Origin of the sequence: Microbacterium sp. cf046, assembly GCF_900114345.1 — a bacterium.
GTDB lineage: Bacteria > Actinomycetota > Actinomycetes > Actinomycetales > Microbacteriaceae > Microbacterium.
On record NZ_FOZJ01000003.1, the window covers coordinates 173,958 to 186,773 of the forward strand.

Genomic DNA, 12,816 nt, shown 5'->3' on the forward strand with positions numbered 1-12,816 from the left:
GGCCGATCGCTCCGTTCTCCAGGGTCCTCGCGCCGGTCGGCGGCGTACTGACAGAATCGGCCCATGCCCGACTGGCTCCTGATCACGATCGTCGCCATCGTCTTCGCGTTCGCCGCCGCGTGGGTCGTGCGTCGGCTGCTGGACGTGCAGGTCGGTTGGCTGCGCGCGCTCGTGACCGCGCTCATCGTCTTCCTGCTCACGCTGCCGATCGCGCTCTGGTCGCTGGGCGAGGCCGACGTGCTCGTCGACGGCAAGATCGTCGTCAGCGGACTCGTCGCGGTGTCGTTCATCGCGCTCACTGCGGGATGGATGTTCGCCGCGGTCGTGATCGCCGTGCTCGCGCTGGAGTTCCTCTGGCCGTCTCGGCCGTTCCGCAACCCGATCACGGTGGTGCGCGAGGCCATCCGCCGCCGAGACCGGACCCGCCGCTACGCGCAGATCATCGCGATCGGGTCACGGCACGGACTCACGCTCTACGAGAGCCGACGCCGGGGTGGCGAGACGGATCAGCTGCCGACCGCGCTCGTCTCGGCGATGAACGAGGCGGGCGTGACGTTCGTCAAGCTCGGCCAGGTGCTCTCCTCGCGGGAGGATGTGCTCCCTCCGGCCCTGATCGACGCGTTCTCGACGCTGCAGATGGATTCGACGCCGATCCCCTGGACGGAGGCCGAAGCGGCGATCCTGCAGCAGCTGGGCCGCCCGATCGACGACGTGTTCGCCGAGATCGATCCGGTGCCGCTCGCAGCCGCATCCGTCGCGCAGGTCCACGCGGCGCGACTGCTGACCGGTGAAGAAGTCGTGGTGAAGATCCAACGGCCACGCGCCCGCGCCGAAGTCACCACCGACCTGGACATCCTCGAGCGGCTCTCCATCGAGGCCGAACGGCGCACCGACTGGGCGAAGGACTACGGCGCCCGCGCGCTCGCTGAGGAGTTCGCGCGTGCGCTGCGCGAGGAGCTGGACTACCGGATCGAGGCGGGCAACACCGAGATGCTGCGCGGTGCCATCGCGGCCACACCCTCGCGGCTGCGCGTGCCGAAGGTGTACGCGGAGTACTCGACCTCGCAGATGATCGTGCAGGAGCGGGCGACGGGCACACCGCTCAGCCGGCTGCGGGTGGGCGCGCTGCCCCCCGAGGAGGCGCTCGAGATCGCGAATTCGATGCTCGATGCCGTCTTCGACCAGATCGCCGTCCGAGGCGTCTTCCATGCGGACCTGCATCCCGGCAACGTGATCCTCGACGACAACGATGAGGGGACCGTCACGCTGATCGACTTCGGGGCGGTCGGGGTGCTCGAGAGCAGCATGCGCCGGCTCCTGCTGCCGATGCTGGTCGCGATGGCGAACGACGACGACATCGCAGTCACCGACGTCGCCCTGCTGATGTGCACGCCGCCGACGGGCGCGCCGATCGATTCGGTCGCGCTGCAGCGCGACATCGGCGTCATCCTGACACGGGTGCACAACTCCCGCGCCGACGAGAACGTCTTCCGCCTGTTCCTGGACGCGCTGCGACGCAACCGCATGGCGCTCCCGCCGTCCCTGCTGCTGGTCTTCCGCACGCTCGCATCCCTCGAAGGCACGCTCCGCAAGCTCGTGCCGGACTATGACATGGTCGGTCGGGCGCTCGAAGTCGCCCCCGGGATGGCGCGCACGCTCTTCTCGCCGAAGGGCGCCCTCCTGACCGCGCAGACCTGGTCGTCACTCGTGCTGGAGCAGGTGCGCCGGATGCCGCGGCGCATCGAGAGCGTGACCCGCTCGCTCGATGAGGGCACGCTGTCGGTGCGCCTGCGCTCGTTCGAGAGCGATGAGGAGCGCAACTGGATCGACGGCATCCTGGGGCGCGTCACCACGACCGTGATCGGCATCACCCTGGTGGTCACCGGCATCATGCTCGGCGTCGCCGAAGGCGGACCGATGCTGACCGGAAACGTCCCCGCGTTCGCATTCCTCGGCAGCGTGATGGGCCTGGCCGGCATGCTCCTGCTCCTGCGCAGCCTCCGCACGGCCTTCCGCCGCCGACGCTGAGCCGCCGACACTGAGCCGCCGACGCTGGGCCGCGGGCGGTCAGCTCATCCTGTGATCAGCTCCTGCTCGGCAGCCTCGCGGGTGCGTCGGTCGGCGTCGATGAGTTCGAGCAGATGCTGCGACGACGGATCGGCCGCGGCCGCCACGACCGCGCTCACCGTCCAGTCGGGCGTCGAGTCGGCGGGCAGCGCGATCGTCGCGAGCCTGGCCGCTTCCCGCTTGCCGGCGACGTGCTGCGGGACGATCGCGATGCCCAGGCCCCGGTCGACCAGATCGAGGAGCGTGTGGATGTCATCGACCGTGCACCGGACCCGACGACGGATGCCGCGCGCCGCGAAGAGCGAATCGTTGAGCGTGCGCACACCCCACGCTGCACGGAAGTCGATGAACTCGCGGTCGTTGAGGTCGTCCCAGCTCACGCGCCGGCCCGTGGCGAGCGGGTCGTCGGCGGGTGCCAGCAGCACCAGGCTGCGGCGCCCCAGCTCGACCCGCTGCAGCGCGCCGAGGTGCTCGGTGGTCGCGACGAACGCGACGTCGAGGTCCCCGGCGCGGACGCTCGCGGCCAGCTCGTGCGAGCCGGCCTGCGTGAAGTGGATGTCGATGAGCGGATGCCGGCGATGGAACCGCTCGAGCAGCGGAGGCACGTCGACCACGCCGAGGCACTGCTCGGCGCCGATCCGCAGCGCGCCGGACAGCTGGTGCGTCGCGCGCACGACGGCATCGCGCGCCTTCGCGGACTGCGCGAGCATCTCCCGCGCGAACGGGAGGAACGCGGTGCCGGCGTCGGTCGGCGAGACGCGCCGCGTGGAGCGGACGAACATCGACGCCCCGAGCTCCTCCTCGAGGGCCCGGATCCCCGCGGACAGACCCGACTGGCTGACACCGCACACCGCTGCCGCCCGTGTGAACTGCTGCTCGTCGGCGAGGGCGACGAAGTACTCCATCTGACGCAGTTCCATTCAGCACTCCTGTTTCTGAAAAGCATTGAATCCAGTTGTTGGACTTCTATCGTGCCGGTCTCTATGGTGGGAACGCAACCCACCCCCGCTGGAAGGACGCACGTGAAGAGAATCCCGCTCGGTCAGACCGAGGCGCCGAACGTGGTGCTCGGATTGATGCGCATCGCCGACAAGACCGACGACGAGATCCGTCATCTCGTGGCGACCGCGCGGGACGCCGGCATCGACTTCTTCGATCACGCCGACGTCTACGGCCGCGCGCTGCACGGGTGCGAGTCGCGCTTCGCCGAGGCGATGCAGCTCTCCCCGTCCGAACGCGCCGAGATCACGATCCAGACCAAGGCCGGCATCGTCGGTGACGGACCGTACTTCGACTTCTCCTACGAGCACCTCATCGAGTCGGTGGAGGGTTCTCTCCGAGCCCTCCAGACCGACTACATCGACATCCTGCTGCTGCATCGTCCCGACGCCCTCGTCGAGCCGGAAGAGGTCGCCCGCGCGTTCGACGAGCTGGAGGCTTCGGGCAAGGTCCGCGCGTTCGGGGTCTCGAATCACACCCCGCGGCAGATCGACCTGCTTGCAACCGCCGTCTCCCAGCCGCTCGTCGCCAATCAGCTGCAGCTGTCGATCACGCACGCGCCGATCATCGCGCAGGGCGTGGCGAGCAACATGGTCGGCACGGATCAGTCGCTGACGATCGACGGCGGCGGCATCCTCGACTACTGCCGTATCAAGGGCATCACCGTTCAGGCATGGTCGCCCTTCCAGGCCGGGTTCTTCACCGGGACGTTCCTGGGGTCGGACGACTATCCCGAACTCAACGCGGTCATCGATCGGCTGGCCGCCGCGTACGACGTGCCGGCGATCGCGATAGCGACGGCCTGGATCACCCGTCACCCCGCCGAGATGCAGGTCGTGCTGGGCACGACCAGCCCGGAGCGTGTCGCCGGTGCTGCGCTCGGTTCCGACATCCCGCTCTCGCGGAGCGAGTGGTACGAGCTGTTCCGCGCGGCCGGCCACAAGGTTCCCTGAGTACCGTTCGACGATCACCCCGAAAATCACGGGCGCCTGGCGCGCCATGAAGGAGCAGAACCCTTGGTCAACCATCGATATCTCGGAAACAGTGGCCTCAAGGTCTCGGAGATCACCTACGGCAACTGGGTGACACATGCGTCGCAGGTCGACGACTCCGCCGCGATCGCCACGGTGCACGCCGCGCTGGATGCAGGCATCACGACGTTCGACACCGCTGACACGTACGCGAACACCGGCGCCGAGACCGTCCTGGGCAAGGCACTCGCCGGGCAGCGTCGCGAGTCGCTCGAGATCTTCACGAAGGTGTACTGGCCCACCGGCCCGAAGGGGCCGAACGACGGCGGACTCTCGCGCAAGCACATCATGGAGGCGATCAACGGGTCGCTCACGCGACTGGGCACCGACTACGTCGAGCTGTATCAGGCGCACCGCTACGACTACGAGACTCCGATCGAGGAGACCTTCCAGGCGTTCGCGGACGTCGTCCGCCAGGGCAAGGCGCTGTACATCGGCGTCTCGGAGTGGACCGCAGAACAGCTGCGCGAGGGTCACGCACTCGCGAAGGATCTCGGCATCCAGCTGATCTCGAACCAGCCGCAGTACTCCCTCCTGTGGCGCGTGATCGAGGGCAAGGTCGTGCCGACCTCGGAAGAGCTCGGCATCTCGCAGATCGTCTGGTCGCCGATGGCGCAGGGCGTGCTCAGCGGCAAGTACCTGCCCGGCCAGCCGCACCCCGAGGGGTCGCGTGCGACCGACGAGAAGAGCGGCGCGATGTTCATCAAGCGCTTCCTCGAGGACGACGTGCTCACGGCCGTGCAGCGCCTCAAGCCCATCGCCGACGAGGCGGGCCTGTCGATGCCGCAGCTCGCGATCGCCTGGGTGCTGCAGAACCCGAACGTCGCCGCCGCGCTGGTCGGCGCTTCCCGCCCCGAGCAGATCGCCTCGAACGTCGCCGCCTCGGGCGTCACCCTCGACGCGGACACGATGGCCGCGATCGATGCCGCCGTCGGAGGTGTCGCGGTCACCGACCCCGAGCATACGTACAGCGTCTCGCCGAAGTCGCGGCCCTGAACATGCGGACCGGCTCATGGCGGTGACCAGCGCCGGCATCCTCCTCTACCGGCTGGCGGAGGGGGAGCCGGAGGTGCTCATCGCGCACATGGGCGGTCCGTATTGGGCGGCCAAGGACGAAGGGGCATGGTCTCTCCCGAAGGGCGAGTACGACCCCGACTCCGAGGCCGCTCTGGATGCCGCGCTCCGTGAGTTCTCGGAAGAGCTCGGCGTGCCGGCTCCGGACGCCCCGTACGCCGAACTCGGAACGTTCGCATACTCGTCCGGCAAGCGCGTCACGGTGTTCGTCGCCGACGGATCCGGCTTCTCCCTGGACAGGCTCGAGTTCGGCGAGTTCGAGCTGGAGTGGCCGCCGCGCTCCGGGCGGACCCAGTCGTTCCCCGAGGTGGACCGCGCCGAGTGGGTGAGGACGGATGCCGCTCGCGAGCGGCTCGTGAAGGGTCAGCGGCCCGCGCTCGACGCGCTCGAGAAGCACCTCGCGGAGGCAGGCGCGTGATTCACTGCCAGCCCGGCGGCGGACTGGCAGTCGGTTCGCCGTAGGCGGTCGTGGCGACGGCCGCATCAGTCGAGTCGGAGGGCTCTGCGACCACGCTTCCTCCGGGCATCAGCGTGTAGGTCACGAGTTCGCCGAGCCCCGTGAACAGGTCGCTGTCGGCGTCGGAGTACCACGCCGGGAGCATGACCGACACCGGATTCGCGTACGCGTTCTCGACCGGGATGCACGTGATCGATGACACCGGCAGATCGGCGATGATCATGCAGAACTTGTGGTCGACGGTCGGCCCGGCACCCACCGTGCGGCCGTACAGGATCCCGTACGGCTTGAGCTGATCGTGGATCATCGTGTCCGCGACGACTTCGCCGCCGGGGAGCGCGAGCACCTCGTCGCGCAGGCCGTCCATGTACAGCTCGTAGCCGACCTCGTAGCCGGCCGCGCGGCGCTCGCTCGCGACGGCGGCCGTCTTGGCGTGCAGGGCCGCCGTCTGCTGCGGGCCGGCGCGGTTCTCGCTCCACGCCGCGCCACCCATGAGCACCGCGACCACGGCCGTCACGGCGATCAATCCGGTGTGCCAGCGGGGCGTTCGCGACGACCCCGGTGGAGCGGACTCGAGGACGAGCACGGACACCGCCCCCGCGGTCGCTTCAGACGCGACGCTGTCGTCGCCGGGACTCGACGCGGCGGTCGGCTGGGGCAGGGCGTCGAGGCGCGCGACTCGCACGCGCTCCTCGAGTTCCATGAGCCGGGCGACGGCGACCGGATCAGCCGAGATGTCGGCATCCGGCCCGTAGGCGCGGGCGCGCAGCGCGTCGAGCTCGCGCTGCTCGGCGTGCGTGACGTCGCCGGACGGAACGTCTCCCACAGTTCCCAGGCTACGCCGCGCCCCGCCGGCACGGGTCGTCAGTCGGCGCCCCGCTCGGCGTCCCACTCCTCGAGCAGCTGCGGCATGCGTCTGGCCAGAAACCGGAAGAACTCCGACATGTCGCGCGCGCGCTCCACCGACAGGGGCGCGTCCGTGTTCTCGTCCGCGACCCGGTCGACGAAATCGGCCAGTCGTTCGTAGAGCGGCATGTTCGCGGTCAGCACGACGTGCCACCCCTGGTCGCGGATGTCATAGCGATCGCGCCGGTCGCCGCGGTGCGGGAGGCGGTGGATGATGTGGATGGACTGCAGGTACCGGACCGCGCCCGAGACCGCGGCGGGGGAGACGCCGAGGCGCTCGGCGAGTTCGGCCGCGGTGTAGCCGGCGTCGGGTGAGCCGACCAGTGCCATCATCACCCGGGCCGGCATGCGCGGCATCCCGGCCGCCGTCATCATCGCCGCGGCCTGCTCGGCCGGCTCCATCCCCGGGTGGTCCACGGTCGTCATCCTGCCGGAGCGAGCTCGCGCCGGCGCATGAGCACCGTCGCGGCACCGCCGAGCGCGACGATGGCCAGCAGCAGCCACCAGAGGCCCTGCAGGTCGATTCCGTCGCCGGTCACGGTCGGGGCGATCGCGATGGGAGCGACGTGGACGAGCCAATCGGGGAAGCCGAACAGCGGACCGAACAGTCCCAGGATCATCGCCAGCATCACGAGCGTCCACCCCAGCGGGATCGTCAGCCGGGGAGCCACGACGAAGACCAGTGCAGTCAGGACGAGGAAGACGGATGCTGCGACCACCTGGCCCGCGCCGACGACCGACACGTCGCCCATGAGCGACCAGTCGCCGTCGCGCCCCGCGATGCCGAGAGCGGCGCCGATCGCGGCCGACGCGACCACGAGCACGATCGCGGCGAACCCGACGGACACGTATCCGGCCAGCCACCGCACGCGGTCGACCGGCGTCGCAAGCACCGGCTCGGCCGTGCCGTTCGCCTCGTCCTGCCGAGCGCGACACACGGTCTGCACGGCCGCGCACGCGGCGAGGATCCCCAGCACTTCGAAGAAGATCACGATCGCGCCCTGCTCGATGCTGCCGTTCGCGCTGATCGCGCTGAGGATCGCCTCCACGGATGGCAGCTCCGTCACGACATCGCTGAGCACCCCGGCGAGGCTCGTCGCCAGGAGGCCGGTGAGCAGACCTCCCACGCACCAGCCGATGATGGAACCGCGGGTCAGTCGCCACACCAGCGTGGTGGGACCGGCCAATGCTCCACTCGCATCCACGCGCCCTCTGCGTTCGGGAACGAGGCTTGCGCCGAGGTCGCGGGACTGCTGGAGTGCGAGCGACACCGCTGCGAGCGCGAGCCCGAACGCCGCGCACAGCAGCAGCGGCCAGACTTCGTCGTCGGCGAACGGCCTCGAGTTCTCCCCCCAGCCGAACGGCGAGAGCCAGGTCAGCCATGAGCTCTCGATGCGCTGCAGATCCGCCGTCGGCGTGCCCACCGCGTTGCCGATGCCCCCGATCAGGAACGTGAGCAGCAGCACCCAGACGGCGAGCGAGTTCGCACCTCGGGAGGTGCGCATCAGCTGGCCGGCGAGAAGTCCGATCCCGAGGAAGGAGATGCCGACCGCGCCGGCTCCGAAGCCGGCCACGAACGAGCCGGCGGGCGCGAGTCCGGTCGCGATGAGTGCGAGTGCGGTCAGCAGCGCCAGGGCGAGGTTCGCGAGGATGCCGTGGGTCAGCGTGGCCAGAAACGGCAGCGTGCGGCCCGCCGGGGTGGCCGCGACGAGCTCTGCACGTCCCTGCTCCTCGTCCATGCGGGTGTGGCGCACGGCGAGGAAAGTGCTCATGAACGCGGCGAGCATCGCCAGGTACGGAAAGATCAGGAAGAGCATGAAGGCGCCCTCAGCTGCACCGGAGGGCAGACCGCGGAACAGCATGATGACGGGATTGGCGATCGCCGTCGCCAGCAGCGCCTGACGGTCCTGCTCCGTTCCGTATGCACCGGTCACCCCGACGTACGTGGTGTAGGCCAGCAGAGCGGTGCCGACGATCCACATCAACAGCTGCCAGCGGTCGCGCCGGATCCGCTCCCGCAGCAGGGTCGTGAAGACGCTCATCGTCCCGCTGCCGCCCGGCGATCCCGTCGCGAGCCGGTCACGTCGTCGTGGTGCGCTCCGTCGTCCGTGTCGTTCGAAGGTGAATCGGCCAAGAGGTCGTCGCCGTAGTGGCGCAGGAAGAGCTCCTCGAGCGACGGCGGTTCGACGCGCAGCCCCGTCACGTCGCGTCGTGCCAGCTCGGGCAGGGCCGCCGCAACCTGATCGCTGTCGATCGTGAACCGCGCGCGCCCCTCCGCGATGCTGGGCTCGTGCGCGCCCGGGATTCCCGCCGCCGCGCCGGCATCCGTCGCCTCGAACGAGATCTCGGTGCGCGTGAGGTGCCGCAGTTCTGCAAGCGTGCCGGACTCGACGACACGGCCGGCACGGATGATGCTGACCCGGTCGCACAGCAGTTCGACCTCGGAGAGGATGTGGCTGGAGAGCAGCACCGTGGCCCCGGCATCCTTCATGCGCGCCATCTCGCGCCGGAACACGACCTCCATGAGCGGGTCGAGGCCGCTCGTCGGCTCATCGAAGATGTACAGATCGGCCGGCACGGACAGTGCGGCGATGAGCGCGACCTTCTGACGGTTGCCCTTCGAGTACGCGCGGCCCTTCGTGCGCGGGTCGAACTGGAACTCCCGCATCAGGCGCTCCTTCTCACCCCGGTAGCGGTCGTCGTGCTTCGAGGCGCCTCGCAGGCGGGCCAGAACGTCGATCGACTCGCCGCCCGACAGATTCGGCCAGATGCTGACATCGCCCGGCACATAGGCGATGCGCCGATGCAGCGGGACCGCAGAGCGCCAGGGGTCCTCTCCGAAGACCGACGCCTCGCCGGCCGTGGCGCGCGCCAGCCCCAGGAGGATGCGGATCGTCGTGGACTTCCCTGCCCCGTTGGGTCCCAGGAATCCGTGCACCTGACCGGACTCGACCGTCAGGTCGAGTCCGTCGAGTGCGTGCACGTGGCCGTAGTGCTTGGTGAGGCCGTTCGTGGCGATGACTGTGCTCATGGCGCACACGGTACGCCTGTTTCAGGAAGTTGTGAATACTGCGAATGACGATCAGTGGTATGTATACGAAATCGGCCCGTTCAAGAAACATTTCTCCGCTTGGGACGATTTATGTATACAATAGCGACGTCGACGAGGGCAGGAGGTGCGTGTGAGAGCGAGTGATCGCGCGTATCGGACTCTGCTGGACGAGATCCAGTCCGGAGCCCTTGCCCCCGGCACCGTGCTCGGAGAGGTCGAGCAGGCCGCCCGCATCGGAGTGAGCCGCACGCCGCTGCGCGAAGCACTCGGTCGTCTCGCCGCCGACGGACTCGTCGTGCAGCAGTCCGCGCGGGTGACCGTCGTGACCGACATCGACGTCCACGACATCCGCGCGCTCTTCGAACTGCGGCGTGCGCTGGAGGAGACCGCGGCGCGCGTGGCCGCCGAGCGCGGTGACGCTGCGGCGTTCGCCGAGCTCGCCGAAGAATTCGCCCACTCGAGCCTGCGGGGTGCCGACGGGCGCGACGCGTACTACGCGCTCATCGCGCGATTCGACGCGCAGCTGGACGCCTCGGTCGGCAACGACTACCTGACCTCTGCGCTGCGCACCGTTCGCACGCATCTGGTCCGCGTGCGTCGCCTCGCGCGCGACATCCCCGAGCGGCTCACCGCCTCGGTCGCGGAGCACCGGCTCATCGCCGAAGCGATCGCGGCGCGGGATGCCGACCTCGCCGCCCATGCGACGCACGTGCACCTGCACAACGCGCTCGCCACGATCCTCGCGTCCCTCGAGGGCGCGCACACCGAACAGGGAGCAGCATGACCGTCAACCACCACCTCCGCGTGCACCGCAGCGACGAGCACCTCCCGCGCGAGGGCCAGCTCGCGTGGCGCATCGCCGAAGTCGCGGCCGACCCCGTCGAGGTCGATGCCGACGTCGTCGACATGATCATCAACCGCGTCATCGACAACGCGGCCGTGGCCGCGGCATCCCTCACCCGCGCACCGGTCAGCTCGGCGCGCCAGCAGGCGCTCGACCACGCCGTCTCGGTGAGCGGCAAGGGCGCGACCGTCTTCGGCTGCGCGATCGAGCGGCGCACCAGCCCCGAGTGGGCGGCATGGGCGAACGGCGTCGCGGTGCGCGAGCTCGACTACCACGACACGTTCCTGGCGGCCGAGTACTCGCACCCCGGAGACAACATCCCGCCGATCGTCGCTGTGGCCCAGCACGTCGGATCGGACGGGCGCGCGCTCGTGCGCGGGCTGGCGACCGGCTACGAGATCCAGATCGACCTGGTGCGCGGAATCTCGCTGCACAAGCACAAGATCGACCATGTGGCCCACCTCGGCCCGTCGGCCGCGGCCGGAATCGGCACGCTGCTCGGCCTCGACGTCGAGACGATCTACCAGGCGGTCGGTCAGGCGCTCCACACCACGACCGCCACGCGGCAGTCGCGTAAGGGCGAGATCTCGACGTGGAAGGCGCACGCCCCCGCATTCGCCGGGAAGATGGCGGTCGAGGCCGTCGACCGTGCCATGCGCGGCGAGACCAGCCCGTCGCCGATCTACGAGGGCGAAGACGGCGTGATCGCCTGGCTGCTCGATGGACCCGACGCGTCGTACGAGGTGCCGCTGCCGGCCGACGGGGAGTCCAAGCGCGGCATCCTGGATTCGTACACGAAGGAGCACTCGGCCGAGTACCAGGCGCAGGCATGGATCGACCTCGCCCGCAAGCTCGGCACCGAGTACCCCTCGCTGCGGGACGGGAAGCGCCCCGACGGCGAGGAGATCGAGTCGATCGTCCTGCACACGAGCCACCACACCCACTACGTCATCGGCTCGGGCGCCGGCGATCCGCAGAAGTACGACCCCACCGCGTCCCGCGAGACGCTCGACCACTCGATCCCGTACATCTTCACGGTCGCGCTGCAGGACGGGACGTGGCACCACGAGGACTCCTACGCCCCCGAGCGCGCGGCGCGCGAAGACACCGTCGCGCTGTGGAAGAAGGTCACCACGGCCGAGGATGACGAGTGGACGCGCCGGTACCACTCGGAGGACCCGGACGAGAAGGCCTTCGGCGGACGCGTGGAGATCCGCTTCGCGGACGGCAGCGAGATCGTCGACGAGATCGCGACGGCCGACGCCCATCCGCTCGGAGCCCGGCCGTTCGCCCGCGAGGACTACGTCCGCAAGTTCCGCATCCTCGCCGAGCCGGTGCTCGCGCCCGAGGAGATCGAGCGGTTCCTCGATCTGGCTCAGCGGCTGCCCGAGCTCACCGCCGACGAGGTCGGCCGGCTCACGATCGTCGCCGAGCACGGCGTGCTCGCCGGCGCCCCCGCGCCGAAGGGGCTGTTCTGATGCTGTATTCGACGACCCCCGCGTCGGAGAAGCGGCGACTCTTCCGCGAGCGCCTCGCCTCGGGCGAGCTGCTGAGGTTCCCGGGAGCCTTCAACCCGCTGAGCGCGAAGCTCATCGAGCAGAAGGGCTTCGACGGGGTGTACATCTCCGGCGCGGTGCTCGCGGCGGATCTGGGACTCCCCGACATCGGGCTCACGACCCTCACCGAGGTCGCGGGACGGGGCCAGCAGATCGCGCGGATGACCGAGCTGCCCGCGATCATCGACGCGGACACCGGCTTCGGCGAGCCGATGAACGTGGCGCGGACGATCCAGACGCTCGAGGATGCGGGCCTCTCCGGGCTGCACATCGAGGATCAGATCAACCCGAAGCGCTGCGGCCACCTCGACGGCAAGTCTGTCGTCGATCAGGACACCGCGATCAAGCGCATCCGGGCTGCCGTCGACGCGCGACGCGACCCGAACTTCCTGATCATGGCGCGCACCGACATCCGCGCCGTCGAGGGTCTGGACGCCGCGATCGATCGCGCGAAGGCGCTGGTGGATGCCGGGGCCGACGCGATCTTCCCCGAGGCGATGCGCTCGCTCGAGGAGTTCGCGGCCGTCCGCGCCGCGATCGACGTGCCGATCCTGGCCAACATGACGGAGTTCGGCAAGAGCGACCTGTTCTCGGTCGACCAGCTGCGCGACGTCGGTCTCAACCTGGTGATCTGGCCGGTGTCGCTGCTGCGGCTCGCGATGGGTGCTGCCGGCCGCGGGCTGGATACTCTGAACGACGAGGGGCATCTCACCTCCAAGCTCGGCGAGATGCAGCACCGCGCGGACCTGTACGACCTGATCGAGTACGAGGCCTACAACCACTTCGACACTTCGGTGTTCAACTTCAACGTCAACCGCTAACCCCGTTCA

The 12,816-nt window shown here is 69.4% G+C and carries 12 protein-coding genes; 7 read left to right on the top strand and 5 right to left on the bottom strand.

The window, feature by feature from the left end; translation table 11 throughout:
• Nucleotides 1–63: 63 nt before the first annotated feature.
• On the top strand, nucleotides 64–2,028 hold the full coding sequence (locus tag BM349_RS13375) for an ABC1 kinase family protein (protein WP_091707426.1): 1,965 nt from the start codon (nucleotides 64–66) through the stop codon (nucleotides 2,026–2,028).
• A gap of 44 nt (nucleotides 2,029–2,072) precedes the next feature.
• Here the strand turns inward: BM349_RS13375 and BM349_RS13380 are convergent, their stop codons facing one another.
• A complete protein-coding gene (locus tag BM349_RS13380) occupies nucleotides 2,073–2,987 on the bottom strand; it encodes a LysR family transcriptional regulator (RefSeq protein WP_091707427.1) in 915 nt (304 codons plus the stop codon).
• Between the two features lie 102 nt (nucleotides 2,988–3,089).
• On the opposite strand from BM349_RS13380, the gene BM349_RS13385 reads away from it, so the two are divergent.
• The 3 genes from BM349_RS13385 (at nucleotide 3,090) to BM349_RS13395 (ending at nucleotide 5,589) form a co-directional block, all read left to right on the top strand.
• Nucleotides 3,090–4,019 carry an aldo/keto reductase gene (locus BM349_RS13385; RefSeq protein ID WP_254773901.1) on the top strand — a complete coding sequence of 310 codons (930 nt, stop codon included), beginning with the start codon at nucleotides 3,090–3,092 and terminating at the stop codon, nucleotides 4,017–4,019.
• A 63-nt stretch (nucleotides 4,020–4,082) separates the two neighbouring features.
• Entirely contained in the window at nucleotides 4,083–5,093 is a 1,011-nt protein-coding gene (locus BM349_RS13390) for an aldo/keto reductase family protein (RefSeq protein WP_091707429.1), read from the top strand.
• Between the two features lie 16 nt (nucleotides 5,094–5,109).
• Complete coding sequence (locus BM349_RS13395) at nucleotides 5,110–5,589, top strand: NUDIX hydrolase (RefSeq protein ID WP_091707430.1); 480 nt, start codon at nucleotides 5,110–5,112, stop codon at nucleotides 5,587–5,589.
• 1 nt (nucleotide 5,590) lies between these two features.
• Here BM349_RS13395 and BM349_RS13400 read toward each other — a convergent pair whose 3' ends face one another.
• Genes BM349_RS13400 through BM349_RS13415 form a run of 4 tightly spaced genes read right to left on the bottom strand, consistent with a single transcriptional unit; the run spans nucleotide 5,591 to nucleotide 9,565 of the window.
• A complete protein-coding gene (locus BM349_RS13400; protein WP_091707431.1) occupies nucleotides 5,591–6,454 on the bottom strand; it encodes a hypothetical protein in 864 nt (287 codons plus the stop codon).
• Nucleotides 6,455–6,492: 38 nt separating this feature from the next.
• Nucleotides 6,493–6,951: a MarR family transcriptional regulator gene (locus BM349_RS13405; RefSeq protein WP_254773902.1), complete on the bottom strand. Its 459-nt coding sequence runs from the start codon at nucleotides 6,949–6,951 to the stop codon at nucleotides 6,493–6,495.
• 5 nt (nucleotides 6,952–6,956) lie between these two features.
• Nucleotides 6,957–8,576, bottom strand: a complete 1,620-nt coding sequence (locus BM349_RS13410; protein ID WP_091707433.1) for an ABC transporter permease — start codon at nucleotides 8,574–8,576, stop codon at nucleotides 6,957–6,959.
• Nucleotides 8,573–9,565, bottom strand: coding sequence for an ABC transporter ATP-binding protein (locus BM349_RS13415; protein WP_091707434.1), 993 nt, complete (start codon nucleotides 9,563–9,565; stop codon nucleotides 8,573–8,575). The genes BM349_RS13410 and BM349_RS13415 overlap by 4 nt, the downstream gene beginning before the upstream one ends.
• Before the next feature lie 151 nt (nucleotides 9,566–9,716).
• Between BM349_RS13415 and BM349_RS13420 the strand changes: the two genes are divergently transcribed.
• Genes BM349_RS13420 through prpB form a run of 3 tightly spaced genes read left to right on the top strand, consistent with a single transcriptional unit; the run spans nucleotide 9,717 to nucleotide 12,807 of the window.
• A complete protein-coding gene (locus BM349_RS13420; protein WP_091707435.1) occupies nucleotides 9,717–10,370 on the top strand; it encodes a GntR family transcriptional regulator in 654 nt (217 codons plus the stop codon).
• Complete coding sequence (locus BM349_RS13425) at nucleotides 10,367–11,908, top strand: MmgE/PrpD family protein (protein WP_091707436.1); 1,542 nt, start codon at nucleotides 10,367–10,369, stop codon at nucleotides 11,906–11,908. The genes BM349_RS13420 and BM349_RS13425 overlap by 4 nt, the downstream gene beginning before the upstream one ends.
• On the top strand, nucleotides 11,908–12,807 hold the full coding sequence (gene prpB / locus BM349_RS13430) for a methylisocitrate lyase (RefSeq protein ID WP_091707437.1): 900 nt from the start codon (nucleotides 11,908–11,910) through the stop codon (nucleotides 12,805–12,807). Before BM349_RS13425 ends, prpB begins: the two co-directional genes overlap by 1 nt.
• Nucleotides 12,808–12,816 lie beyond the last annotated feature (9 nt).